The sequence below is a fragment of the Shewanella sp. 492 genome (assembly GCF_059338445.1).
The window spans coordinates 1,306,389-1,333,047 of sequence record NZ_CM181702.1 but is presented as its reverse complement, the minus strand read 5'-3'; the positions used below and the strand labels follow the sequence as shown (position 1 = coordinate 1,333,047).

Below are 26,659 nucleotides of genomic sequence, written 5' to 3'. Positions count from 1 at the left end.
CTATTCTCCACTTTAAACGCAATCTTTTTTCCACACTACGGTAATCCTCTCATTTTTAACCGCAGTAAAAGTAGAAGTTAAGCAGCCTCTGCCAGCGGGACGGGCAGTTTGGTGCAACACCACTAGATGGATGTGTTTAATCATATAAAAATGTAACACATCAACAAACACCTAAATTAGTTAATCAACAATAACTTACAACTAAAGTATTGATAAAGGCCCCCTTTACCAACCAAAAAATGTCACTGGTCAACTTTTTGACTTTCATTCTGAGTTATCTGTTAACTTTCCACAATTAAGTTGTTATAGTCCACTAAAATAAACTTAAAAAAAACAAAATATTAACAGTATGAAAACGATATTTTATGGAAGAAATAGGTCTTTTCTACTCAAGACTGCACTATTGCTCGTCGCAGGGTGCCTAAGTGGCTGCCAAACCCCACAAACACAAATGGTTACGGTTACGGCCTCAGAGTTGAGTCAATATTGGGTCATAAAAGACAAGGTGATAAATTGGGACTTGATCATTCAGCAATCCTCCAACTCACAAAAAATTGATATCCAATTTGATATTGATCGTCAAGGTAACATGACTAATCTTGAGATTAATGGTTTCAATAGAGAGCCAAATTCTGTCATTGCACAATTTGAAGCTTATCAGTTTACCGCAACCGTAGAAAACTTCACAAAAATCCCTGTACGAGTTAATGCGTCCCTCTTATTTAACCGCAACTCAGGCTAAAGTGGCACCGGGGCAATCTCCTCATACTTAACAAGGAGCTAGCTACTGATCTTGTCATTGTTTTTAATAAGGCGTATTCACGTCTTATTATATTTCACTTGCTACACACGATCTTCAGAATCAAAGCCGTTTGAAACACATACACTGCTGATAGACAAAAAGTCAAGATCGAAATCTTGGCTTTTTGACAAACCCGTACTCTGGATTTTTGTCGTCAAATCAACACTGGCACAACGCTAATACAATTTGACACATCACGTCTCGGCTAGAAATAATAAGAAGTCTGGATCACACCACCGGTAATCCCCCCCGAAAAACCACGGTGTTCATAAGTAGAATTTTCTCGTAATCTGTAACTAGGAGATTCTCAATGAAAAAATCAAGATTTAGCGACAGCCAAATACTATCAATTCTTAAGCAAGCTGATGCAGGCTCACCTGTTCCAGAGCTTTGCCGTGAGCACGGTATGAGCAGCGCCTCTTTTTACAAATGGCGCTCCAAATATGGCGGTATGGACGCCTCGTTAATGGGACGACTTAAAGAGCTAGAAGATGAAAACCGTCGCCTTAAAAAGATGTATGCAGAAGAGCGACTCAAAGCCGAGCTGATCCAGGAAGCCATGGCAAAAAAGTGGTAAAGCCGTCTCTGCGGTGCGAGATGGCAAGGAACGCCGTAAGCTCTAGGGAAGTGAGTATCCGTTTGGCCTGTAGCACCTTCCACGTCAGCGAAAGTTGCTATCGCTATCAGCCTAAAAACTCAGACGAAAACGCTGTCATAGCTGACTGGCTAATTCGATTGACGAACAACCAACGTAACTGGGGTTTTGGCCCATGCTTTCTTCATCTACGTAACGTCAAAGGCTTTGGTTGGAACCATAAACGTGTTTATCGAATTTATCGTGAGCTTGAGTTAAACCTTCGTATCAAACCTAAGAAGCGATTGGTTCGTGAAAAACCACAGCCACTAGCGGTACCTGAAAAAGCCAACGAATGTTGGTCAATGGACTTTATGCATGATCAACTTGCAGACGGCCGTTCAGTCAGATTATTTAATGTGATCGATGACTTTAATCGAGAAGGGTTAGCTATCGAAGTGGATTTTTCTTTGCCAGCAATCCGTGTGCAAAGAACACTTGAGCAGATCATTGAGTGGCGTGGAAAACCGAAGTCTATACGGTGTGATAATGGGCCTGAGTATATCAGCAGTTTACTTGTAGCTTAGGCTGAGAAGCATCAAATAGCGCTTTGCTATATCCAACCAGGCAACCCTCAGCAAAACGCCTATATCGAACGCTACAATAGAACTGTACGTTATGATTGGCTATGTCATTACCTGTTTGACTCTGTGGCCGAGCTACAAAACTTTGCAACTGAATGGCTTTGGGTTTATAACAATGAACGACCAAACATGGCATTGGGAGGAATAACCCCCATGCAGCGTTTAGCCCAAATTAACAAGTCTACTTCTGAACTCCATTAAAAATGGGGGGATTACCTTTAGGAGTGAGAAAAAGCTCTCGGAAACAGCGCTCTCATGACCGTTTTCTCTTGCGGTTCATACTTGCTTCAAAATTGTGTAGAATATTTTTTTATAGCAAATTCAGGCAATAAATCGCATGCCTGTTTGATCAATTTTACCGGTAAATTTCCTTTACTGGTGGACTTAAACGAGCCGTCATTTTGCATCGCTTCGTCCAAAATCAAGCCTAAATAGCGCATCATTGGGCTGGAAAATAGATCATCAAGTGTATGGAGTCACCCAACCAAACTCGTTAAATGGGGCATGTAACCAATTGCCCATTTTCGTAGGCGATAAGCCGCAGAAGTCAGAATTAGGACGATTATTATACTCTTCCATCCTATGTTGCATCACTGCGTTAAGTTCATCGATCGTCAAATTGGGATTCATGGCTACGGTTTGTTCAACGTCAATGGGAGCTTTACCTTACAGCGACTTAATAAAGCTTTCAAATTGCTCAGCAACATCAGATTTATTATATTTAGGAGGTAATGCTTTAATAAATTTTTCGGGATAAAGGAGTGCCTCTTCAATCCTAAGCCCAAGATCTTCTCCCTCTTTAACTATCCCGGCGAAGTCTTCCCCTAGGACTTCTAGTGGGCCTACGGCCTCCGTTGCTACGATAGGTATCCCAAGTGCCATAGCCTCAAGCAAAACATATCCCATAGATTCAAACTCCGAGCATAATACCAAGCATTTTGCCGTCTGCATGATATTCCATGGGTTTTTAAGCTCACCTAAAAAGTGAATTTGATGGGAGATATCACATTGTAATACTAGCCTATGCAGTTTCTGCATAATTGGGCCATTTTGCTTAGGCTCTGTTCCTATAAAAACTAACTCAGCTAAATGATGTAATACTTCATTATCAATATAAGTGCTTAACAGCAAATCCTGACGTTTCTCTGGCGCAATTCGTCCAACATGTAAAATAAAGTTTTCTGGTACGCTAATATTTAAAGGCTCATTTGCTTTAGCCTGAATGACATCACATTCAAAAGGATTTGGTATATATTTTATTGGGTTTTTAACGAATGCAGTCATCTCATCGCAAAGCTTTTTAGAAATAAAAACAACTTTTCTATCACCAAGAGACAACCTTAACCTAACAAGCTCCTTACACTTACTTATTATAGATTGAGTACGCTTAAATCTATATAAAGCATCACCATGAATAATAGAAACAATTCCCTTTGAGGGAGCATAACGACTTGCTGCATTATTAACAAGGATCATAACCTCCTGCTTAACAAGAGGAGCTCTATGAAACAACAAATTAAACTTATTAATCTTCTTTACACTTACCCATGAAGACCAATACTCAAAATCAGTTTCTGATTGGTTACCTAAATTCCAAACTTCAACCTCGTTACCTCTAGCAACTAACTCTTTCGCTAATATTAACGTTGCCATTTCAACTCCGCCGGGAGAAATATGTCTTACTACAAATATATACTTCATATCGAATAAATAACCAGGAAATGATTAATAACAGGGTTGACAACCAGCAATTGAGCTTAGACAACAACCCATTCACAGTTAACGCGGTCCGCGCAAAACAAAGCAACAACAAGAGAGAATCTTTAATACCATCAACCGTAACATGCTCGTGATGTGATCTGATGTAATTTTATTGAATATAATTATAACGTAATTCTCGATTGTTTTATTATCTGAATTCGAAAATACTTTGTCTTTGAGGCATTCAGGGTAGTTAAAGGTTATCATTCCTAACTACCCTATAAGTCTATGAGAGGTCAATAACTTCAGCTGAGGGGGCATTATTTTTCACCGAATCAATACCTTTTTCACGAGACTGATCCGATTCATATTGTTGAGATGTACCGATAATTTGATGATTACCAGCCTTCAAATTAAACATATACTTCCCTGATGAAGACTGTTTACGTTCGTAACGAGAATCATCGCTGGCATTCTTTTTGACAGATTCAATTCCATTTTTACAACCTGCTTTATCTGAATACCCCTCACTCGCTAGAATATTCTGACCGTTAGATGCCTTTAACCTAAAGCGATATTCATTCGCTGTATCCTTATAAATTTCAAATTTACCAGACATTTCACTCTCCTTTGTTGTCTCTAAGTTGTCACGGATTTGTGCAGTTTCAACTGTATATTTACATTATGATAAACTTAAGTAATGCAGACCATGATTACAGGCATAAAATTAAGCCTATCAGAAAATTACCAAATTTCCATGTGAGGAATTTGTCCCCCGAGGAAGAGAAAGCAGAATCACCCCTATGACGATTGATGAAGTGCGTCTCTTCTTGCGAAATGTACTAACACAATGGAAGGACTACTTTATCATCCGTATTTGGACCGGTATGCGCAATTGTGAAGTACATGGCCTTGAATGGGAACATATTGATTTTGGCCATCGCTTGATCCGCATTCGTCAAAACGGGGTCAGTGGTCAGATATGTGATATAAAAACGCCGAAATCCCGTCGTGAAATAAAAATGTTCGACACCGTCTATAACGCATTTCAGCGAATAGAAGCCACAAGAACGCCAAATAGTGACTTTGTCTTTACTGGTCCCTCTGGCTCACCGCTTGAGACGCATTATGTCAGTCGAAAATTATGGTACCCGACTCTTAGACAGGCGGGCTCAAACAGCGCCGACCTTATGAAACACGCCACACAGCAGCAGTGCTGCATATTACAGCCCATTAAAACCCACTTTATATCTTGCAAATGCAAGTTCACAGCTATACCAGATTGCTATCTGAAGCATATGCCCCCTATGTCGCAAATACTTCACGTCTTGATGGCTTATCATTTGACTCACTAATGATAAGCAAAGGGCTCGGTTAATACTTAATTCATTAGCAAAGGAAAAACGAAACCCATAACAGTAGATTTAACGTCAACCATTGTATTGATACGCTAGACTTCAAAATTGAGCTTTCGGGGGGGGGGGGGGGGCGGTTACCAGACCCCCTTCCTAAAGCTTAACTTAAAACGATTAACTACGATGAATGCTATACCTATTACCTAGTCGCCAAAGTCAATACATACCATCAATTTTACAGCCCCACTAACAATGCGCTTTGGTGTATGCTTGTAGGCTCATTGCCGTTGAATCTTTACTCGAGAGTATGGGTGATTCAGCACTCATAGGCCACGCTATGCCAATGTCAGCATCATTCCAGGCGATCGAAATTTCACTCTCAGGATGATAGAAGTTAGTGCATTTATAGACAAACTCCGCCTTGTCACTGGTGACATAAAAGCCATGGGCAAACCCTTCTGGCACCCAATGTTGACGTTTGTTGTCGGCGGATAGATATTCACCTACCCATTGGCCAAACGTTGGTGAACCTTTACGAATATCAACCGCGACATCGAACACCTCACCTGATACGACACGTACTAACTTTCCTTGAGTATTTTCAGTTTGGTAATGCAGACCACGCAAAATCCCTTTTTTAGATTTAGAATGGTTATCTTGCACAAAAGTGGTAGGTTGACCTGTGACTAGCTGCTCAAATTTCTGTTGATGCCAAGTTTCCATAAAGAAACCACGTTCATCACCAAATACCGTCGGCTCAATAATTTTTACATCTGGGATCGCTGTATCAATAACCTTCATAACGTAACTATCAACCTTTATATGCGTGTATATTGGTATTAAGCGCCTGTTTCCAGTCGCTCGCCTCGATACCGAAGTGCTGGGCAATTTTAGCCGTATCTAACATTGAATTGGCTGGGCGCTTAGCCGGTGTGAGGTATTCTTGAGTGGGGATAGAAGTTAAGTTGGGCTTGTTAGAGATAACCGACTCATTAACCGCAATATCAAATATAGCGTCGGCAAACTCATACCAACTCACATGCGGTAAACCTGAATAATGATAAACACCATATTCAACCTGCTCTTGCGTAGCAATCGCATCGGCGATGATGATCAGGGCACTGGCGATATCGCCGGCATACGTTGGGCCGCCAAACTGATCGCCCACTATCCTCAAACTGTCGCGCATGTCGGCTAGGCGAAGCATGGTTTTGACAAAGTTATTACCATGCTCGCTAAACACCCAAGCGGTTCTCATAATGATATGTTTATCACACAACTGCATGACGGCACGCTCGCCAGCAAGTTTACTCTTGCCATAAACACTTTGCGGGGCTGAGCAGTCACTTTCTTGATAAAGCCCCTGTTTATCACCAGCAAACACATAATCGGTGGAAATATGCAATAACGCCGCACCTATCTGTTGTGCAGCTAACGCTAAAAACTTAGGGCCATCACTATTGATGGCAAACGCTAACTCAACCTCATCTTCCGCTTTATCGACTGCGGTGTGCGCTGCGGCATTAATAATAATATCGGGGACATTAGCCAATACAAACGCCTCTACCGCGCTGTTATCAGTAATATTTAAGGTATCTCTGTCGGCGGCAATCACCACCACATCGTCACGTTGAGCAAGCAACCTTGTTAAACTGCGACCGACTTGGCCATTACAGCCTGTAACCAGTATTTTCATCTATAAAACTACCTGTTTTTCTCTGTAACAAGACGAGTAAGATATTGGCCATATTCGTTTTTCATCATAGGCTTAGCAATGTTTAACACCTGCTCACTCGTCAACCAGCCATTACGCCAAGCTATCTCTTCTAAACACGCCACTTTAAGCCCTTGCACATTCTCAATGGTTTGCACAAAGGAAGAGGCTTCATGCAGGCTTTCGTGAGTCCCGGTATCAAGCCAAGCAAATCCACGCCCGAGTAACTCAACATTGAGTGAGCCATCGTTAAGGTACATCTCATTGATAGCGGTAATTTCAAGTTCTCCGCGCTTAGAGGGGATAAGCTGTTTTGCCATATCGATCACGCGATTATCAAAGAAATACAGGCCTGTCACCACATAGTTAGATTTGGGGTTAAGGGGCTTTTCTTCAATCGACACCGCTTTCATCTCATCATCAAACTCAACCACCCCAAAGCGCTCAGGATCTTTCACTTGATAGCCAAATACTGTGGCTCCAACGTCACGTTTTGCCGCACTCTGCAACGTTTTAGAAAAGGACTGTCCATAGAAAACATTGTCACCTAACACTAAACACACCGAGTCATCGCCAATAAAGTCTTCACCTATGATAAACGCTTGCGCCAGTCCATCAGGGCTAGGTTGTACGGCATACTCAAACTGGACGCCAAAGTCAGCCCCATCACCCAATAAGCGCTTAAAGCTATCACAATCTTCTGGTGTCGAGATGATTAATATCTCGCGAATACCGGCCAACATGAGGATTGAAATAGGATAAAACACCATGGGTTTATCATAAATGGGCAGTAATTGTTTAGAGACGCCACGCGTCAGTGGATATAAACGCGTGCCTGAACCACCGGCTAATACTATGCCTTTCATTTAACCGCTCCTGTTAACGACCCCAAACACTCACCCGAATATGAGCCGTCTAGCACTCGCGACCACCATTGTTTATTGGCTAAATACCACTCAACGGTTTTACGCATGCCCGACTCAAACGTCTCTTGCGGTGTCCAGCCAAGCTCGCGTTCGATCTTCAACGCGTCTATAGCATAGCGAACATCATGGCCTGGACGGTCTGCGACCTTAGTAATTAAATCAGCATACAAAGCTACACCTTGAGGCTTATGGGGGACTAACTCTTCAAGTAAACTGCAAATGGTATTAACCACCTCAATATTGGCCTTCTCATTGTGACCGCCAATATTATAGGTTTCACCCACAACCCCCTCTGTAACCACTTTATAGAGTGCACGAGCATGGTCTTCGACATAGAGCCAATCTCGAATTTGCATACCATCACCATAAACCGGTAACGGCTTGCCCTCTAAGGCATTGAGGATCATCAATGGGATGAGTTTTTCAGGAAAATGATAAGGACCATAATTATTAGAACAATTAGTCACAATCGCCGGAAAACCATAGGTTCTTGTCCAAGCACGTACAAGGTGGTCGCTAGAGGCTTTAGACGCTGAATAAGGACTTGAAGGTTGATAAGGCGTGGTTTCGATAAATAAGTCATCAGTGCCCTCTAGATCGCCATAGACTTCGTCGGTCGAGATATGATGAAAACGGAAAACTTGCTTGGCCGTATCTGGTAACTGTTGCCAATATGCTCGTGCTACTTCGAGCAAAGTAAAGGTACCGACAATATTGGTCTGAATAAAAGCAGCAGGCCCTGTGATTGAGCGATCAACATGAGATTCAGCCGCGAGGTGCATAACTGCATCCGGCTTATGTTCGGTAAAAACTCGTTCAAGCTCGGCGCGATCACAAATATCAACGAGTTCAAATGCATAACGCTCATCTTGTTCAATATCACTTAGGGATTCTAAATTACCAGCATAAGTTAAACAGTCGACATTAACTACTGAGTTATCAGTATTTTTTAAAATATGTCGAATAACTGCAGAGCCAATAAAACCTGCCCCCCCAGTAATTAAAAATTTCATTTACGTACTTCCTTACTGCCTATTAAGGCAAAGCTTTACTTAAATCAGTATCAATGATCTAACGAGATTTACATCAATAGAAGTATTATGAATCGAAACATTTGAACAATTCTGACTATTCTCGCATCGATAGACAGTTTTGTGTACGGCTCAATAACAACAAACTCAGTTACCTGCTGAGGAATTCAGCATCTAAACAGTGGTAGACCATAATATTATTAGCTTATAAAAACAAAAGGCCTTGAGCATGTCAGCGCCGATTTAAAATTGCCCCACCTGAGGCAAACTATCCGTTCGTAACTTCAAACAAAACGGCGGATCATGCTCAATCAGGAGCAACAGTGGAAATACACATTTTACATCAACAAGGTCTCAGCATCCGCCTAATTTCGAAGACGTTGGGAGTTTCTAGGAGGCACTATTCGCACGTACCTTCGTGATAAACAAAAAGAGCCTGCATACCCCGAGTGTTCACCACGACCTACTAAGCTACAGCCATATCATGACTATTTACGTTGCCGTACCGACGCGGCAAAACTGAAGTGGTCAACTCTAGGCATGGGTTGAGGCAATGGTATGGGCATGAACAAGATAGATCATCGGTGATTCCGTTAGCATGAGACTAGGTTTTTAGAAAGATCGCTATAGAGGCTCTAGTCTACTCATTGAAACCAGATTTCCCAGAACGCAACACGCAGTTTGACATCTGTCAGCCAGTTCAATTAGTTCATAGATCAAAGCCTGAAGCCAATAATACATAGCGAACTACTCTTCCACGCTTCTTGGCTTGGTCGCATAACACTTAGCATTAACTATCTATTATTACACATCAAAGAGCACCCTTGATATGTAATAGATAATCAAATTTGCCACATCCTGACCGCAGTGATACATTTTAATATATAATATACAACCTTTGATATAGAAAGACGCTTCAAATATGCATTATGTAACAGAGCAAATACTAGAAAGCCTTCGAGAAGCACGTGCACGTAAAGGTTTTAGCCAGAGAGAGCTGAGCGCCCATTCGGGTGTCCCCCAAAGCCATATCTCGAAAATCGAGTCGGGAGGCGTTGATCTAAGGGTTTCCAGTTTGATTGCACTCGCGCGCGCGCTCGACTTAGAGCTATTTGTCGCGCCTAAAAAATCGGTGCCAGCTATAAAGTCGATCATTCGAAGTAGCAAAGGTGATCAGAATAAGGATGAACAGGCATCACCTGCATACTATCTAGATGGGGACACCGATGAGTAGCAATGTATCCACCCTAAACGTATTGCTCTACGGCGAACCTATCGCAACACTCACCAACGTTGGCAATGACAAAACGCTATTTGCCTTTACGGATGCTTATGTGAATGATGAATACCGACCTGTATTAGGGCTTAACTTTAAAGATTCACTCGGTGGTTTGCTCACTAACTTTAAACCCACCCAAACAAAGCTAACACCGTTTTTCTCAAACCTACTACCAGAAGAAACAATGCGTAATTTCCTGGCTGGACGTGCTGGTGTAAACCCTGAGCGGGAATTTTTTCTATTATGGATGCTTGGTCAGGATTTAGCGGGAGCGATCACTGTTGAACCAGCTGATGGTGAAGCTCTGCCGCCTAATATGCATCAAAAATTTGAAGATGAAACTAAATACGAAGCGCCAATGCGCTTTTCATTGGCAGGCATGCAATTAAAATTTTCAGCCGTACAACACAGCAATGGCGGGTTGACGATACCAGCAACAGGCAAAGGGGGTACATGGATTGTCAAATTACCATCATCCCGTTTTGAAAGCGTGCCGGAAAATGAATATTCGATGATGGAATTGGCACGAATGTTAGGAATGGATGTGCCTGAGATCCAACTGCTACCCATTAACCAAATAGCCAACATCCCAGAAGGGATCGGAAAGTTTGGCGATAGCGCCTTCGCGATCAAGCGTTTTGACCGTTCTGACGGGCAGGCAATACATATTGAGGACTTTGCGCAAGTATTTGGCGTATATCCTCAAGATAAACACAAAAGAGCCAGTATGCGAAATATCGCACAAGTTATCAGCATAGAAGGCCAGGATAAAGACATTGCCGAATTTACCCGCAGGTTGGTATTCAATACGCTAATTGGTAATGCTGATATGCATTTGAAGAACTGGTCCTTGATTTATAAAGACAAGCGCACCGCATCAATTGCACCTGCTTATGACTTTGTCTCGACCGTTCCTTACATTTCTGATGATAGCGCCTCATTAAAAGTGAGTCGTAGCAAAAAGTTCAGTGAATTTACTCTGGATGAATTATCACACTTAGCAGCCAAAGCCATGTTACCAGAGAAATTGGTGTTAGATACGGCCAAGCAAACAGTGGCAGGCTTCCATGAAATATGGGCCAAAGAAAAAGCCCACTTGCCGCTTAACAAATCTATAATTGACTCAATTGAGAATCACTTGCGAAACATACCACTGCGTTGACAGCATCCACCTGAAGTTATCTGTAGTACATAGCTATAACGTATTATCCTTAAGCGCTAGGACTGACAGAAGCACAGTAGAGATACCTGCCTAGCGCAGGAGTTTCTATTATTCTTGAGCTGTAAGATCCTTAAATCTGGTACCTTACTCGCGCTCATTTTTCCCCTCCATTATCATCGTACTGCTCGATCAGTTCATCCATCAGTGCCAGCGCCTGCTTGTGCTCCGATGCAGAAGGCTCAAACTGTGCTGCCTATTAGGCCTGTTTAAGGTAAACCTTGATTTGACTTTTGAATCAATGCTTTACACGCACCCGCCCCACCACCCTGAGACTGAAAACGGTCAAATCTTCAGACTTTGAGACAGTATTTGCCGAGATAAAATCGTAAATAAATGCGCGTTTTAAGGGGGCGGGGAATTCTCAGCTTTACGGGGGTGTCAGATCAGCACGCTCTAGAGTACAACTCGCTGATACCGAGAAATATCCAGAAGCCCAGGCTCATACGACTAACCCAGTTAAGACATAATTGATTTAACTGGAGGTTCAAATGAATACACGTAAATCCTATTCAAAAGAATTCAAGCTTGATGCCATTACACTTGTAAGAGAGCAAAATTATAGTATTGCTGAAGCCGCTAGAAATTTAGAGGTGACTCCTCAACTACTCGGCCGCTGGATAAAAGAAGCAGAAAATGATGATGGTCATGCATTTAGAGGCAATGGCAAGCTGACACCTGAGTAAGTAATTAAAAATAGTGTTGCGTTGACAGGTTGAATCTACAACGGTCTTCTTTGCCAAAGAAACGAAGTAAAATACGCGTTTATTGCCCAAAATAAGAAGATCTGGCCGGTGATATTAATGTGTCACGTGTTGGGTGTGAAAAACAATAATTACTACAGCTATCAAAAGCGAAAGTCTCTGGCACCTGTTGATACAGAGCATCAAGAGATGTTGCAGTGGGTGAAGAATATTGCCGAGTTTAGCGATAACACCTATGGACAAAGGCGCGTTCAAAAGGCATTGAATTCACTTGATTACCCTGTTGGGCGTAGGAAAACAGCGCAACTGATGAAAGAAGCAAACGTTTGGGTGCGCTATAAAAAGAAGTACAAAGCAACAACCAACAGCGACCACAAGAAGCCTATATATGAAAATGAGCTTGAACAGGATTTCGATGTTGAATGCGCCAATCAAGCGTGGGTTCAAGATATTACGTACGTATGGACTGCTGAACCCAGTTTTTCACACTCTGGGTGTTAAAATTTATCACACCGTAAACTAACCAAAACCTTTTAATCGCTCACCTAGAACCCAAATCAACAAATTTGACACTTTTTAATGTCATTTTTGCAAACTTGAATCGTGATGAAATCAAGTCTACAATTATGACACGTTTAAGTGTCATCCTTGACAACTAGAGGTGTATTGTGAAAAAGGCTGAGGCAATTAAAAAGCTCTTAGAATATGACAAGCGCGGTCGCTGCGTTTTTACTAATTCAGATCTGGCCAAAATCTTTCATCAAGATAATGAACGAGCATTGCGTGCAGGAATTAAACGTTTGCAAGACGATGGCTTACTCACCCGAATCATTAATGGTGTCTACTTATACAATTTAGCGCAGTCGAAAGGCAGCGATACGTTGGAGCAAATTGCTAAAACTATTCGACGTGGGGAATATAACTACATTAGCTTGGAATCTGCACTTTCTGATTTTGGTGTTATTTCGCAAATTCCAGTAGATCGCTTAACTGTTATGACAACGGGACGTTCTGGTGAATTCAAAACGCCTTTGGGTACAATTGAATTTACACATACGAAACGAGATCCAATCGACATTATAGAGAATACCACTTTAGTCGGCAGACCACTTAGATTAGCAACAAAACAAACTGCATACAGAGACTTAAAACGAGTTGGCCGGAATACACATTTAGTAAACAAGGAAGGGCTATATGAAAATTGATCAAGAAAATTTCGCGCTATTGGTGAATAAAGCAATGCAGGTTGAAAATGTATCTCATATGCGTTCAGTGATAGAGAAAGAGCTCTTACACTACGATATTTTATTTGCGCTAGAGAAAGGTGGACTTCTAGACAAACTAACTTTTCAAGGTGGCACGTCGTTACGACTTTGTTATGGAGGCAACCGTTTCAGCGAAGATCTGGATTTTGCTGGCGGGAAGGATTTCTGCTCAGCAATGTTGGCAGACATGAAACATTGTATAGAAAAGTACATTGGCGAACGATATGGGCTTGAAGTGACAGTAAAAGAACCTAAGGATCTAAAGCAAGACCCAGTATATTCTGAATTGAGCATTGATAAGTGGCAAATAGCGGTAGTGACTTCTCCTGAGAGAAAGGATCTGCCAAAACAAAAAATCAAAGTAGAAGTGGCAAACATTCCAGCCTATACAAGAGAGCCCCAACCTCTTCTAATAAACTATGATTTTTTGCCTGATGGATACAGTGATACACTAATTTTGACAGAAAGCTTGGATGAAGTCATGGCGGATAAAATCATTTCCTTGCCTGCCACTACAAGGTATGTCCGCCACCGAGATATATGGGATTTAGCTTGGTTACAGCAACAAGGCGCGACACTCAATATGGACTTAGTTAAAAACAAGGTGTCAGATTATAAACTTGAGCACTTCAACAAAATGTTGGAAAACTTTCTAGACCGACTTCCTGGTATTGTATCTAGTGAAGCGTTCATTGCAGAAATGAAACGTTTCTTACCAACAGATGTATTTGATAGAACCCTAGCTCAGGATAAGTTTCAAGTTTACCTGCAAAATACTTTGGCGAAACTATTTAAAACTGTGAGTAACGAATTACTAGGCAACGTTACTAATAATGAATTTAGAATGTAAAAAATTGGGTCCACAAAGCAGTGACTTTGTAGACCCAAACGAGGGTGTAACAGATTCTGTGTAACTGCAATTTAGTTAATATGCTTCACAATTCTGTCTTCGAACTCAATAATAAATCGGCTCATCGCAGTACGCCAGTTTCGAATGGGCATAGTCCATTTTTTACTGGCCTCTCTTATGGCAAGGTAAATCATTTTCTTGGCCGAGTCATCATTAGGAAACACCTTACGTTTTTTCAGCGCTCTCCTAAGCACGCTATTTAATGATTCAATGGCATTGATAGTGTTGATAGCCTTACGAATGTCCTGAGGGGGTAATCCCCAAATAATTTTCTTCTATGACGCAGATAAGCGTTAGTTAATGAGTCTCTTCTCACAGACATGAAACTGAAAGTCATCAACTATGTTGTGATTGAGGTTATCAAAGGTTATTGCTTGCTTAAAAGGAACTTACGCAAATCTCGCTCAGCACGCATAACAAACAGAACAAATACTTTGTCACAGTCTTGTTTATAGAAAACACGACATGGATTAACGACAACTTCACGATAACTTAAATGTTTTAATTCGGGCGGAATACGGCCCGATCCAGGGAAAGCTTCAAGACGTTCAACTTTAGAGAAAACCGTTTGGACCAATTGCTTTGCTGCTACAACATTTTCAAGCGCGATGTATTCAGCAATATCGTTGAGGTCAGATAGCGCGGGCTCAGTCCAGATTATTTCAACCATTTTGACATTTTGTCCTTGGCTTCATCGTGACTCATCACTTTACCATCAGCTAGTGCGCGCTCACCTCGTGCAATCCCCTCCAGAATCACCAAACGATTTTGCATAAACTCGTAATCATCAACATCAACCAGATATGCAGATGGCTTACCGTGTTCAGTAATTAACACTGGTTCTTTCGTGTCGTGGAGATCGGCAAGGATCTTAGTCGCTTGGCGTTTGAGTGATGTAACTAGTTCTACTTTCATTAGAGATGCTCCAAAGGAATACTCAAAGTGATACTATTGTATCACTTTGAGTATAGCAAGCTTCAAGACGGCTTACGTCTTAGTATTTATGCGCTGCGCTGTTTGCAGGGCATAAATCGCTTGTTGGACTTGGCCGATGCCACATCAAAGTCAGAAGCATCGCCTGATAGGGCGGTGAGTAGTCACTAAAGAGCAATGCTTTAATCGTTTGACTTCAGTCCTCAACTTTAAGGTGCTGTACAAAATATCGCCGAACAAAATCGTCATTTGTTCGGCAAGCAAAAACACTGAACTCTTATATATCAATGGCTTAGTAAAATTTATTTTTGCCGAACAGTGTTCGCGAACACTGTTCGGTTGTTTTGTTCGGAGTAGCCAAAACTTAGGGGATATTTATATATAAAACCACCCACATATCTAATTTTATGACTTCATTTTTCACTCCCCTTGGTAAGTAATCTTGAGCCCAATTGTTTTCTAACTTCAAAACAGTTCATAACTCGAAAATAATTTCTACATTACTCCCGAATTCTCTCCCCCGAAAAACTCTGCGACACGAAAACTCAGATTAATGTGATATCGCCCACAAATTTAGAGCAAAAACCGACTTTTTGACCACAAAAAATACCATTTAAAATCAACACTTTAGTCAGTGCTTTTCGGTTCAGTGTCGTAAAACGACACTGAACCGAACATGAATCTTAAATTTTTGATGTAACGTCATAACAGAGATCGCCAGCAAGAAATCTCATATAAAAAATGACATAAAGGACATTAATAGTGAGTAAACAACACGCGACAGCGAAACGAAATCGTCAAAAAAATTCAGGCAGTGTGATGCCGGATCGTCTTAGTTCTATTACTGCTTTCGTTAAACTATGTTATCAAGCGAAAAAGCTCGGTGATTACGTCAATTCAGGCAAGTTATTAGTCGTATTTTTGTATCTTTGGTTGACACGACAATTAGAAGATATTTTAGAGCAAGCTGATGAGCAGCATGTCACTGCTGAAAAAATCCCGGACTGTATAAAAGTCACAAGCAGTAGCGAATGCAAAGCACATCGATTCAAAAATCAGAAATTCGAAGACGGCAAGTCTTGGACTTATTATGCTCGTAAAACCACCACTCGCAATGGCGAAACACTATTTGAGTGGCAACCGATCCCCAATAGTTTAATTCACATTTTCAAACCGTTCGTTAGCAGTCAAAGCTATAACGTGTCATGGCTAACAACGATTGAAAAACAACAATTACTTGATCTTTTACAAGTAAAATGGCGAAAACCAGCTGAGATCGAACACTTTCCCGCTGCAAAAAAGCATGTATTTTTAACGTACATGACTCACTGCATTCGTGTTGATAATCAGTTGTCTAGTGTAACGAAATCACTATTGTTACCTGTTGATAAACTTCATCATCGGCACGCTGCAGTTTATCAACGACAAATCAGTGAGGGAGTTCGAGCAGAGCTATTTCACGCACAAGATCGCTATCTTAGTCGATTATTCACTTATTCCAATGCACTTGGGTTGAGCAAGCTGCTAACAATCAGATTCTCATCGAGATCAAAAGCCAGAAAAACTAAACTTTCTGCTATTTCATTACTCAATGAAAACGCCAGAATTAACATACCTTCTGACATTACACGTTCAAAAGTGGGCATGAGTTTTCACAATGAATGGGTCGGCGAAGATCTAGAAAAATACGCAGATAACTCTGTGAAATTCGGTAGTCGCCGTCTGATTCCAGAAAGTAAAGTTGTTGCGATTTTTCATCAACTCCATCACGAAATAATATCATCGAAGCCAAATCACAAAGCCTGCCCTACTGCTTTCATCGATTATCACAATCTCTGCGCTAATCATCTAGCACTACTATGCATACTGCTCACGGGCATGCGCCCGACGCATGCAGTCTCAATCAAAAAACTGTCACATTATGACTATCGTCGAGCAACTGTGTCGGATAAGGGCTTTCAGCGTGAAATTACGATTTGCAATTATTTGAGGCAACAAATACTGCACTATGAAAAGCTGCAACAGAAAATCAACTGCAAATTGACATTAACCAATGAGCTGCCTTGGATATGGCATCTATATAGTGGAGATGGCCAAGCTATAACGATATCTGCAAAGTCACTTCGTCAATTTTTACATCAACGAGCACCCGGCATAGTTCCTTATGTGCTCCGTCATCAGTTTGCACAAAGTGCAGTGACTAGCGTCATTCCAAAACTGACAACACATCAAATTGACCGCCTGATGGGGCACGCTGAGTACGGTGAACATCTCGGGAGTGATCACTGTTTTTCATCTAGTAGAGAACAACAAAACTTATTTCTTAACGCTCTACCGACACGTTACGGCTTAACGGAGTTGAAATATGTCTAATATATTCAACAGATTAAAACCAAATGAGATTTATGAATATCATCAACGTCATAGCTCATCTAATGCTGATTTGAATTCAATTGCTTGGGTAATTAAAAATTGGCCAGAAGCTACAAGTGATACCTTTGTTTCGACTGGTTCTAATCAAAAGCCTACTAACTCATCAACCAATGAGCATAAAAGCCGTGAGTTCACCATTCAAGATTTACAAGCGATCAATAAAGTGATCCGCAGCGTTCCATCGGGCAAACAACGTCATTATAAAAAAGCACTGGAAGCGGTCATTATTTATCTCAAAGAAGTACTGAAGTGGCAAATTCCAGAAGCTGAAAAGCTGCCCTGGCCTGATCCAGATCTAAAATGGTACGAGCACATCACTGCTCAAGCAAGTAATGCATTTAAATTGCAAACAGCATATGAAAACTACAAAGCCCAGTTTTTAAAACAACGCTTCGCAGTATCAGCTGAATTTGTTGCATTAGCGATTGCGCTTGAAATTGCGCCGCTAAGCATTGCGCATATCGTCAACATCATTAACGATGAACAAAGTATTCAACATGTTGAAAATAAGACGTATCTTGAAATTAAACATCTGACTAAGCAGTCAACTCTTGATGAAGAAAAACAATCGAGTCGTTATCATCTGTCGTTATTTGTTTACCAACTACTCTCTGAATATCAATCATACTCACATAGACAACAAACTGAAAAGCGGCTACTAAAATCACTAACTAATTTATTAACTTCATTTGAAATATCAAGCAATTCATGTCGCCATTACCAACATCTTTTTCAAGCAATCTGGCACTATCGCGATAATGTAGTTCCTACTCTACTCAAAGATATTAGTTATCCAGAAAGACATGTCGCAACGCCACACATCACTGTTGACGATAAAACCAAGCAACAACAACTGAGTCTGATCTATAACATTGATTATGACAAAAAGGCATTCACAGCAAGTACAAAATCTGTAGAAAATAACAAATGGCCCCATCGTAAGCTATTAAAAAGACCCGATAACATTCATTCGTTATATGAAGAAACACGTTGGCCGCTAGATAATATCTTGCCGACAATGCTCTATCGATACACGCTAGAGCGCATTGTGTACGGCGGAGTAAGAAAATCTAATCTAGCAGACAGCACAATCGAGAAGTATTGCAATATTCATTCGAAATTTGCTGAGAAACTTAGCTATGACCAAGCAATCGACCAAGAGCAGCTTCAACAATGGGCTCATAACACTTACGACAGTTTAGCGACTGAAACAGAGCAACTCGTCATGCTCTATTTTTTTCGCTTCATGCGTCAACAATCAATCACAGATCATTTAGATTTAAGCGAGTTTGAGTCACCTCTTTGCCCGCCGAGCGTCGATCCGTTTTGCATTTCGATTGAACAATTACACGAAATTGTCTTAGCACTACTCACACAAAAAAACGGACATTCATTACAACGCTTATTCTGTGCTGCAACCGTTATTATCAGCTATTTCGCGATGCTGCGCCGAGGTGAATTACTGCGTCTGCGTTTAAAAGATGTATTTGTCGATCCGAGCAATAAACAACTGTTTCGTATACATATTACAAATACTATCGAGGGTGCAACGAAGAGTAAACGTTCACGTGTCGTTTATATTGTGCTGCCAGAGGAATTTGCAGTTATCGTCAGAATAATTATTAAAAACAAAGTGCTTTGTAACGCTAATGAGCATTTGATTGGTTTCACTGATGAGCCATACCATTCACGTCAATTACATTATTTATTGCCAGTGACTAAATGCATTAAAGCAATATGTAGACAACAAGCGCGGTTTCATCACCTGCGTCATAGCGGTGCGCACTTATTTATGCTGCAAGCTCTACACCTTGCCTACAAACTGCAGCCGGAACAGACTACAAATAGTGTTCACATGCAGCGTCTACTCAGCGAAGAAGCACTTTCACTTAGATTTGATTATTGGCTCGAAGGGCAGCGATTTTCAACATGTAATGATGGGATTTTGTTCGATGAAGTTATTCGTCAGTTAGGGCATGAAAATTACGCAACTACCCGTTGGTCCTACTTACATGATATTGACTGGCTCTACCCTTTTTATCGAATTGGTTTTGGAGAGCTACAACAGCGAAATCTCTCGCACAGAGAACTGCGTTATTTACTCGGGTTAACAAATGACTCTAATGATCTCTCACGTCAGCTTGCTTTAATCTGTGAGGTTTACAAAGCAAAAAATACTGAACAGAAACGTCACGAGACGATATTACTCACTGAAGCAACAATACGTCAGCATTTGTTTAAATCGGAAAAAATTAGCACAACTCAAAACTGCAGCATCAACGCTAACACTATATCAATTACACAAGATGCTATTAAATATCATCAAAAATGGCTTGGTCAGCCTCAAAAATTTTCAAATGATTTTTTATATTATCTGTTTCTCGAAATGCGTAAAGCAAAAGAGGTGAATTGGCCGCTTCTAAGTCAAATTTGGCACCATTCTGGCAAGCATCAATATTCAGAGATAAACAAAACGCAAATCACTGCTCTGCGCAATTTACCCAAGATTCAACTGAGCAACGACACGCAAACCACACTGACATTCACGCTAGCGTGTAATGTCAAAAACGCCCAACATTTTTCTGCCGTATTTCGCCAGCCGCAGTGGAACTGGTTGAAACCGAGTTTTGCATTAACAGTGAACCGCAAAACCAAAGTCGACATTTTATTAAGCAGACTTAAGCAGCATTTTGCTAAATCAACTGAATCAATCTCAGTGCACAAACAACCACTCGGCCAGAGTGCATTGACGATCACTCTCACACCAAAGCTATGCGAAACAAAACTCAATCCTCACAAGCAACAAATTGGGTCAACTAGCTTGCAGTTTATCGTTCAACAAACACAGCTTTATCTAACACACTTCCAAAAAAGTAAAAAGTAGGAGTACCATTATGGCAAAACTAACCATACCTGAAGATAAAAACTCACTTTTTATCAAAATCATAGAGGCACTAGACAAGCGTCACACTGATGCTTGTATTAGCGTATTTATCGATAATGATAACAATCTAATGACACTTATCGGTGGCTCGCCAGGCGAATATGCGCAAATCGATATTGAACTAGAAAAAGGTCACGGCCTAAAAAACGCTGAATTCTCAATCCCATATGATTTTTTTATGTGTATGGAAGAACAAAAAAAAGAGTTTCATGCATTATCAAACCTGCACATTTTTCAACTCAATTATGAAGGCGGAAAATACATAAACATCGAGTATTATTTACTACTCAAAGAAGACAAAAAAATCGATGAATCGATACATTTTCCGATGTCACGATTTGATTTAGATCCTCCGCATAAAAATCATATTAAATATCGTAAAGCAAATAGACAGCGTGCTTATCATGAGATTGAAAAACGCTCAATTGTCGATATTATCAACTCAGCAAATACACTTATACCTTATGATTTTGTCGAGTTTCGAAAAGACGAAAAAGAAATACGCTATCAAAAAAACGGTGAAGTCACAACAAAGTTATTACAAGATAACATTAACTTACCTTGTACTTTACCGTTAACTGAATCTGCGGCAAAAGCACTCACAAGTCTTTATAATTCCTCAGGTTCAGGCAAAGTCGAGTTTAGCTTAGAAGGTGATCTGCTCACATTTAAAACGAGTCAACATACTCAAAGTTTAAATCTTACCGGCCTTGATCAATTTCATAAGAAAGCACCGCTCAACGAATCATTATTACTTGAGCTTTCATCAAATATGTTTGATCTCAAGCAACTAAATCGAATGGTATTAAAAGAGACTAGCGTGAGAACACTTAATACCGCTATGTTATTATTTACTGAAAATAGACTATTCGCATGTATTCTGCCTAGTGGCCGTGAGTTTATTAGAGAAGTCGGCATCAATCATTTAAAGAATAATGGCGCACTGTTGTTTTCATACTCTCCAAGAGCACTCAATAGTATTCATCTAAAGATTAATGAAAATGGTGGAGAGATGCGCATCACTTTAACTAAAAATCAAAACGGTGAACTGAAACTCAATTTTTATAGTAAACCAGAAGATCGTCTTCCCTTTGACAGTCTTAACTTAATCTCAGAACAATCACAGTTAGCTGATTATCTAAAACTGAAGAAAGAGTATCTGAAAAATTACGATACCCGTTACATAATTCAGCCATCGGGCCAAGGAGAGCTCGACTTGGATGCTGATAAGACTAACACTGCGACTCAGAGCAAAAATGACGCGAGTGAAACATCTATACCAGCATTGCAATACGAAGCAGAAATCGCAGATGGATCCGGTGCTATTAATGAATTGCCTTTAGAACAAGACAAGCGCAACAAACTGTCTGTTGATAAAATAGAAGACTCTGATGACTTGGACAACGTCGATGAATACGGGTTTGCTGATGATTAAGCAATAGCCCCTCAACACCTTGAACGTACTAGCCCAGTTTTGTTACTTTAAACCCCCTGATGCCCCTAAATGTGACCAGTTTAGGGGCTTACCAGATCTGTACTACTCACCATTCTCTTTTTCCATGTTTTCAGAGATGCTGGCTATCGCTTCTCTGGCTGAATAGATTGCTTCTTTAGGATTAACTGGTGAGCTACCTTAAATTAGCTATATGGCTAACGTAGATGCTTTGGCCTAATCATGTTAGCTATATAGATAACTTATTGGTGCTGTATGGGAAGTAGAGTGCAGATTGGTACACCGGTTAGTTTACGCCGCAAAGCGCTAGGTTATACCCAGCAGCGCCTCGCTGAAGTTAGGTGGCTTTATTTCCTTACATTGAATCAGCTGCGGGCTCATGCTCCAGTGCATAAAGCGACACTTCATCGCTTCTGTCATGCTCTACAAAGACAACCCTGAAGTCATCGAAGGGCGTCCACTTCACCTTATTTTCAAGCGCTGATCTTTCGAACCGTTTCGGTTTTAGAAAAATCATTATTAAGTGATTAACTCAAACTAAAACCACTGGACAAATAAACAGTATTGGTTATATTGATAGATGTGTTTTTAACCAATAGTTTGCAATATGAGGACTATTGGGAAATGACATGATTAGGTGCAGTTGCGCGATTTCAAAGTGCAGTTAACCTAGTAGATAAGCAGTTGGGGCAGAGTGGCGGCAACCACCCTACCCCGTATCGGCTGCGACCGACTATTAAACCAAACCTCAGCCGATGGCTAAATTCTAGCGAATTCCATCGGGTAGGGATAGATCTATTTGATGGAGGCCATTTATGGCGCATATTCGCATTCGTCCCAACGGACGTATTCAGTTCGACCTACACCTCTATGGCTGCCGCTTTCGTGAAGGCACCAAGTTGATGGCAACCCCTAAAAATCTCACCCAAGCAAAGGCAACACTGAAGCAGATGAACGCTGAGATCGACTTAGGCTGCTTTCAATACCGCGACTATTTCCCCAAAAGTAAAAAAGTCGCCAAATTTGAACAACTACAACGTGAGAAACATCCGGATCGTGAATATCCATTTTTCAATGATTTTGCCCATCAATGGTTTGAACGCAAAAAAGGCACATGGAAAAATAGCTATAAAAACACCATGCGAAACGTATTAGATAAATATCTGATCCCACAATTTGGCAATACATTGATCAATGAGATCACCCTATCGCACATCGACTTTTATCGTCAGGAGTTGATGGACATGATGAAAGATGACAATACCCGTCAACTCTCTAATCGACGTATTAATAACCTCCTCTGGCCCGTTATCTCAATGATTAGCCTTGCAGCAGAAGAGTTTAAATTTGAATATCCATTGCGACGCTATCGCTCACTCAAAGAGGAAAAGGCCGAATCTCATCCCATGACAATAAAAGAGGTCAGACTTTTTCTCGAGCACACGCCTCAAGAGTGGAAAGATTACTTCATCATTCGCTTTTGGACAGGCGTACGCAGCTGCGAACTGCATGGATTAGAATGGCAACATATTGATTTTGAACACCGCTTAATTCGCATACGGCAAAATTGGGTTAATGGTGAAGTGTGTGATGTCAAAACGGCTAAATCTCGTCGTGACTTAAAAATGTGTGACACAGTCTTTGATGCATTTAAACGCATTCATCATTTAGCATCATCAGACTCAGGTTTTGTGTTTACGGGCAGATCGGGCGAGCCTTTGGATACCCATTTTATCGCCAAAAAATTATGGTATCCCACACTCATAAAAGCGGGGCTAAAACGTCGACGCGCTTATGAAACTCGCCACACTGCGGCTGTACTTCATATCGCAGCCCTAGAGAATCCACTGTATATATCGCAAATGCTCGGTCACAGTGATACACGATTACTATTTGATGTCTATGCCCCCTATGTGGCGAATGCATCTCGAAGTGATGGTAGCGCTTTTGATAAGCTCATGCGCAGCGAAAGCATGCTGTAAACTATTCTGAGCGGTAAGTGAGTATTTACACGTTGGGCGTGATCATCGGAGCTGTCGATGATCACACAGCTGGCATCGATTAACAGATGTGGTCACCGAAATATCAATCAGCGACGCCACTTTGGCGGTACTTTTCAAGGTCGTTAGCCTTTATTCTTCCAAATGCCGAAGTAACCTACTGCAACGATTAATAGCGTGGCGACGGTAAATACTGCTAACGAACACAATATGAATGTTTCAGGTGACATAATGCCGCTCCCCATGTTAATCCCACTATCCATTATAACAAAAGCAGCCTACTTTCGGAATCGCTTGACATCCTCCCCCCCTAAAGGAGGTGGATTCCTACAGCTAGACGGTCATGCCCGACCGCGAGAATGTTCTTGGCTGCATTGACGTCTCGGCCATTATCTGAACACCCTTGATCTTTGAGTGAGTGTATGACTTCATATGTATGGGATGTTACGTTGTAGACTAATCTATACAGAAGCATCATGAAGCTTCCCATAGACTGTTGATTATTTGATCAGCTTGCTATCCTTTAATAATCAAAGAAACATCATCACGGTACCTGGCGTTAAGCTGCTCAATCTTCATTCTGGCGATGATTAGCGTGACCCAGGCTGTACCATCTGCTGTCAGACACTGATCGCTTCTACTGGCAACAACTGCTCTGGCGGCTGGTCACGGTTGCTCAGTACCGTCTATTTCTAACGCCGCTTTATCGAACGTATAAATAGCTGAAATCTCACTTTTCTTTATCTGACCGTAACGCTTTGCTTTATTTACAATTAGCGTATCAGGAAAGTCAGCCTGTTTAATCTTGCCACCCGATTTAATGGGCTTGGCGTTGGTGAAGTCTTTTAAAGCTCCCCACACAGCTTGGGCGTCTTCAAACGTCAAATTAGGCTCTGCAAATAGCGCGTGAATCACATCAATAATTTGCGCTTTACCTAGGTTATAACGCTTGCCTTTAAGCGTCCAGATTGTTTCTGTTAGTACAACGTCAGTTACAAGTACAGCTTGAGTACCTAAAATCAACTTGGACGCTTTATTAGCTTGCTTTTCATCGTCTTGCAACAAATAGCGAAGCAATACACTAGTATCAATTGCAATCATTTATCTAAAGCACTCTCTAACGATTCCTGATCACTAACGAGCACATCTGTAGCAATACCTTTTAACAAGCCTTTCGCTGCACCAGACTGTTTTTTCACGATCGAAATAACCCCCTGTCTATCAACAAAACTTTCAACGTCATCACCTGCATTAATGTGTGCGATTACACACTGATCAATGGGTAATGTTATTTGTCTTTTTGAGCTTACTTTAGCCATAAACACCTCCTTACCAAAACACCTAAAGTAAAGAATACCACGCCTTTACTTTAGTGCAATGCGTAAAGATTAATAATTGGTATTCATCTGCATATAGGCGTATTCCACCAAGCTTTCTGAATGTTTTAAATCGAATTTTTCAGAGGTTAATTTCACAATCAGTTTTTCACCAATCGCATTATCGAGTGTCGAAAACTGTCCATCGCTGGTTTTAGTGACATTGAGTTTAGGGCGATCACCGCCAGAACCTGCCACATTCATAAGCTGCTCAATCAATCTCGATTCTGTGCCCTCAAACTCTTTAACCGCCTCTTGCCCTAACGTTATTAGCTCAACATCCCTAGAATCAGACTCCAGTAGATCTATCTCAGGTTCATATGACAATGCGCCAAGGCATCTATCACCAATATAAGCCAACCTTTGTAATGCGGTGATAATTTGTGGATTGTGACCATTTTGCCTGAAAACGCGATCCATAAGGTGTAAGCCCCACCCATCAGGAAGGCTGTCCCCGAACACACCATGAATACCGTAATGGGGTTGCTTCGGGGCTTTTTGCAATGTTAGATCGACTTTAATATTAAAGGGGGCGATTGAAGTTGAATGTTGAGCTAAATAATGCTCGTCAAACTGAAAGTAGGTGCCAGTTCTATTTTCAGCCAGTGTGCCAACAAGCGCTTTAGATCCATCAGAGAATGTTCTATTTACTCTTAGCGGCGTCTCAAGCATTTTTTAGCACCTCTTCAATGCTAGTGGGCTGGACACTAGATGGTTTTGTCAAAGCACGGACTTTGTTCAAATCGCCAATAGCTTCATAGAGCATCAAAAACTGCCTCAGTGAAATATTACCTGTGCTTTCAAACTTTCTAATCGTTCCATAGGGTACGCCTGAGCGAGTTGATAACGCTTCAACCGATAACCTCTTTAGTTTTCGAGATTGACTTATAAAGTCGCGTAACTCCATTTGAACATCAAAAGCGGTATAGAGATTAAGCATAAAAACCTGCTACAATAGTGGCAAAATAGCTTTATATTAAACAATAATTGCTATTATAGTAGCACAAATCGTGTTTCCACACTATTACCTCAAGTAAGTGAAGAGTTAAAGGTAGTACAGCTCGAGTTCAAGCAAAAATCGAAGAGCAAGACATCGATCATGATGAATAATGGTGGTGATCCTGCTCTTAGGCCCCCCTTGCAAGAACAGGACAATTATCAACATCGAATACTTAAAAGCCAGCATCCGAACAAAGGTAGAACACCGATTTCGCATTATCAAATGTCAGTTCGGCTTCATCGAAGCACACTACAAGGGACTGATGAAAAATGACTCACTGTTAGCCTGCTATTTGCATAAATGAGTCATCGTGACTTTACGGGATGACTACAGAGTGACGCTCATAGCATGGCATCTTTCTGTAACAAGCAGCACAAAAAGCCCCCCGAGGCTTCA

The 26,659-nt window shown here is 41.1% G+C and carries 24 protein-coding genes and 4 pseudogenes; 14 read left to right on the top strand and 14 right to left on the bottom strand.

All coding sequences use genetic code 11. The annotated features are described in order from the left end of the window. Positions 1-349 precede the first annotated feature (349 nt). Together AC5YBX_RS05975 and AC5YBX_RS05970 are read left to right on the top strand one after the other, a co-directional pair. Positions 350-742 (top strand): hypothetical protein, encoded by a 393-nt coding sequence (locus tag AC5YBX_RS05975; protein WP_494524574.1) that lies wholly within the window; start codon positions 350-352, stop codon positions 740-742. Between the two features lie 370 nt (positions 743-1,112). Further along, positions 1,113-2,221 (top strand): annotated as a pseudogene (locus AC5YBX_RS05970) (IS3 family transposase). A 465-nt stretch (positions 2,222-2,686) separates the two neighbouring features. On the opposite strand, the gene AC5YBX_RS05965 reads toward AC5YBX_RS05970, so the two are convergent. Then, positions 2,687-3,721, bottom strand: a complete 1,035-nt coding sequence (locus tag AC5YBX_RS05965; protein WP_494524573.1) for a glycosyltransferase — start codon at positions 3,719-3,721, stop codon at positions 2,687-2,689. Between the two features lie 286 nt (positions 3,722-4,007). Beyond that, complete coding sequence (locus AC5YBX_RS05960) at positions 4,008-4,340, bottom strand: YegP family protein (protein WP_494524572.1); 333 nt, start codon at positions 4,338-4,340, stop codon at positions 4,008-4,010. A gap of 184 nt (positions 4,341-4,524) precedes the next feature. On the opposite strand from AC5YBX_RS05960, the gene AC5YBX_RS05955 reads away from it, so the two are divergent. After that, a complete protein-coding gene (locus AC5YBX_RS05955) occupies positions 4,525-5,076 on the top strand; it encodes a tyrosine-type recombinase/integrase (RefSeq protein ID WP_494524571.1) in 552 nt (183 codons plus the stop codon). Between the two features lie 246 nt (positions 5,077-5,322). On the opposite strand, the gene rfbC is transcribed toward AC5YBX_RS05955, so the two are convergent. The 4 genes from rfbC to rfbB are packed head-to-tail and all read right to left on the bottom strand — an operon-like array spanning position 5,323 to position 8,729. Continuing rightward, complete coding sequence (rfbC, locus tag AC5YBX_RS05950) at positions 5,323-5,877, bottom strand: dTDP-4-dehydrorhamnose 3,5-epimerase (RefSeq protein WP_494524570.1); 555 nt, start codon at positions 5,875-5,877, stop codon at positions 5,323-5,325. 10 nt (positions 5,878-5,887) lie between these two features. Further along, positions 5,888-6,772 carry a dTDP-4-dehydrorhamnose reductase gene (gene rfbD / locus AC5YBX_RS05945; RefSeq protein ID WP_494524569.1) on the bottom strand — a complete coding sequence of 295 codons (885 nt, stop codon included), beginning with the start codon at positions 6,770-6,772 and terminating at the stop codon, positions 5,888-5,890. Between the two features lie 8 nt (positions 6,773-6,780). After that, entirely contained in the window at positions 6,781-7,656 is an 876-nt protein-coding gene (gene rfbA / locus AC5YBX_RS05940; protein WP_494524568.1) for a glucose-1-phosphate thymidylyltransferase RfbA, read from the bottom strand. Further along, positions 7,653-8,729, bottom strand: coding sequence for a dTDP-glucose 4,6-dehydratase (rfbB, locus tag AC5YBX_RS05935; RefSeq protein WP_494524567.1), 1,077 nt, complete (start codon positions 8,727-8,729; stop codon positions 7,653-7,655). The genes rfbA and rfbB overlap by 4 nt, the downstream gene beginning before the upstream one ends. Positions 8,730-9,669: 940 nt before the next feature. Here rfbB and AC5YBX_RS05930 point away from each other — a divergent pair. Together AC5YBX_RS05930 and AC5YBX_RS05925 are read left to right on the top strand one after the other, a co-directional pair. Next, positions 9,670-9,981: a helix-turn-helix domain-containing protein gene (locus tag AC5YBX_RS05930; RefSeq protein ID WP_494524566.1), complete on the top strand. Its 312-nt coding sequence runs from the start codon at positions 9,670-9,672 to the stop codon at positions 9,979-9,981. After that, complete coding sequence (locus tag AC5YBX_RS05925; protein WP_494524565.1) at positions 9,974-11,188, top strand: type II toxin-antitoxin system HipA family toxin; 1,215 nt, start codon at positions 9,974-9,976, stop codon at positions 11,186-11,188. Before AC5YBX_RS05930 ends, AC5YBX_RS05925 begins: the two co-directional genes overlap by 8 nt. 154 nt (positions 11,189-11,342) lie before the next feature. On the opposite strand, the pseudogene AC5YBX_RS05920 reads toward AC5YBX_RS05925, so the two are convergent. After that, positions 11,343-11,417, bottom strand: a pseudogene (locus AC5YBX_RS05920) (hypothetical protein); the annotation flags it as partial. Between the two features lie 319 nt (positions 11,418-11,736). Here AC5YBX_RS05920 and AC5YBX_RS05915 point away from each other — a divergent pair. The 4 genes from AC5YBX_RS05915 (at position 11,737) to AC5YBX_RS05900 (ending at position 14,064) form a co-directional block, all read left to right on the top strand. Next, positions 11,737-11,931, top strand: a complete 195-nt coding sequence (locus tag AC5YBX_RS05915; RefSeq protein WP_494524564.1) for a transposase — start codon at positions 11,737-11,739, stop codon at positions 11,929-11,931. A 135-nt stretch (positions 11,932-12,066) separates the two neighbouring features. Further along, on the top strand, positions 12,067-12,450 hold the full coding sequence (locus AC5YBX_RS05910) for an IS3 family transposase (RefSeq protein ID WP_494524563.1): 384 nt from the start codon (positions 12,067-12,069) through the stop codon (positions 12,448-12,450). A 167-nt stretch (positions 12,451-12,617) separates the two neighbouring features. Beyond that, entirely contained in the window at positions 12,618-13,154 is a 537-nt protein-coding gene (gene abiEi, locus AC5YBX_RS05905) for a type IV toxin-antitoxin system AbiEi family antitoxin (RefSeq protein WP_494524562.1), read from the top strand. Continuing rightward, the gene (locus tag AC5YBX_RS05900; RefSeq protein WP_494524561.1) at positions 13,144-14,064 is read left to right on the top strand and encodes a nucleotidyl transferase AbiEii/AbiGii toxin family protein; all 921 of its coding nucleotides are present in this window, start codon (positions 13,144-13,146) and stop codon (positions 14,062-14,064) included. The genes abiEi and AC5YBX_RS05900 overlap by 11 nt, the downstream gene beginning before the upstream one ends. A gap of 71 nt (positions 14,065-14,135) precedes the next feature. Here AC5YBX_RS05900 and AC5YBX_RS05895 read toward each other — a convergent pair. The 3 genes and pseudogenes from AC5YBX_RS05895 to AC5YBX_RS05885 form a co-directional block, all read right to left on the bottom strand. After that, positions 14,136-14,375 (bottom strand): annotated as a pseudogene (locus AC5YBX_RS05895) (transposase); the annotation flags it as partial. 116 nt (positions 14,376-14,491) lie between these two features. Further along, the gene (locus AC5YBX_RS05890) at positions 14,492-14,794 is read right to left on the bottom strand and encodes a type II toxin-antitoxin system RelE/ParE family toxin (protein WP_494524560.1); all 303 of its coding nucleotides are present in this window, start codon (positions 14,792-14,794) and stop codon (positions 14,492-14,494) included. Beyond that, the gene (locus AC5YBX_RS05885; RefSeq protein ID WP_494524559.1) at positions 14,782-15,039 is read right to left on the bottom strand and encodes a type II toxin-antitoxin system Phd/YefM family antitoxin; all 258 of its coding nucleotides are present in this window, start codon (positions 15,037-15,039) and stop codon (positions 14,782-14,784) included. The genes AC5YBX_RS05890 and AC5YBX_RS05885 overlap by 13 nt, the downstream gene beginning before the upstream one ends. A gap of 780 nt (positions 15,040-15,819) precedes the next feature. Here AC5YBX_RS05885 and AC5YBX_RS05880 point away from each other — a divergent pair. The 4 genes from AC5YBX_RS05880 to AC5YBX_RS05865 all read left to right on the top strand — a co-directional run bounded on the left by AC5YBX_RS05880 (position 15,820) and on the right by AC5YBX_RS05865 (position 23,869). Continuing rightward, positions 15,820-17,430 (top strand): hypothetical protein, encoded by a 1,611-nt coding sequence (locus AC5YBX_RS05880; protein ID WP_494524558.1) that lies wholly within the window; start codon positions 15,820-15,822, stop codon positions 17,428-17,430. Then, complete coding sequence (locus AC5YBX_RS05875; protein WP_494524557.1) at positions 17,423-20,374, top strand: hypothetical protein; 2,952 nt, start codon at positions 17,423-17,425, stop codon at positions 20,372-20,374. The genes AC5YBX_RS05880 and AC5YBX_RS05875 overlap by 8 nt, the downstream gene beginning before the upstream one ends. Before the next feature lie 10 nt (positions 20,375-20,384). Beyond that, positions 20,385-21,869 carry a hypothetical protein gene (locus AC5YBX_RS05870; protein WP_494524556.1) on the top strand — a complete coding sequence of 495 codons (1,485 nt, stop codon included), beginning with the start codon at positions 20,385-20,387 and terminating at the stop codon, positions 21,867-21,869. Positions 21,870-22,702: 833 nt separating this feature from the next. Continuing rightward, positions 22,703-23,869 (top strand): Arm DNA-binding domain-containing protein, encoded by a 1,167-nt coding sequence (locus tag AC5YBX_RS05865; RefSeq protein ID WP_494524555.1) that lies wholly within the window; start codon positions 22,703-22,705, stop codon positions 23,867-23,869. 684 nt (positions 23,870-24,553) lie between these two features. Here AC5YBX_RS05865 and AC5YBX_RS05860 read toward each other — a convergent pair. The 4 genes from AC5YBX_RS05860 to AC5YBX_RS05845 form a co-directional block, all read right to left on the bottom strand. Beyond that, positions 24,554-24,988: a type II toxin-antitoxin system VapC family toxin gene (locus AC5YBX_RS05860; RefSeq protein ID WP_494524554.1), complete on the bottom strand. Its 435-nt coding sequence runs from the start codon at positions 24,986-24,988 to the stop codon at positions 24,554-24,556. Then, on the bottom strand, positions 24,985-25,206 hold the full coding sequence (locus AC5YBX_RS05855; protein WP_494524553.1) for an AbrB/MazE/SpoVT family DNA-binding domain-containing protein: 222 nt from the start codon (positions 25,204-25,206) through the stop codon (positions 24,985-24,987). The genes AC5YBX_RS05860 and AC5YBX_RS05855 overlap by 4 nt, the downstream gene beginning before the upstream one ends. 69 nt (positions 25,207-25,275) lie before the next feature. Continuing rightward, complete coding sequence (locus tag AC5YBX_RS05850; protein ID WP_494524552.1) at positions 25,276-25,935, bottom strand: type II toxin-antitoxin system HipA family toxin; 660 nt, start codon at positions 25,933-25,935, stop codon at positions 25,276-25,278. Further along, complete coding sequence (locus AC5YBX_RS05845) at positions 25,928-26,203, bottom strand: transcriptional regulator (RefSeq protein ID WP_494524551.1); 276 nt, start codon at positions 26,201-26,203, stop codon at positions 25,928-25,930. Before AC5YBX_RS05845 ends, AC5YBX_RS05850 begins: the two co-directional genes overlap by 8 nt. Before the next feature lie 196 nt (positions 26,204-26,399). Between AC5YBX_RS05845 and AC5YBX_RS05840 the strand changes: the two are divergent. Continuing rightward, positions 26,400-26,567, top strand: a pseudogene (locus AC5YBX_RS05840) (IS5/IS1182 family transposase); the annotation flags it as partial. Between the last annotated feature and the right edge of the window lie 92 nt (positions 26,568-26,659).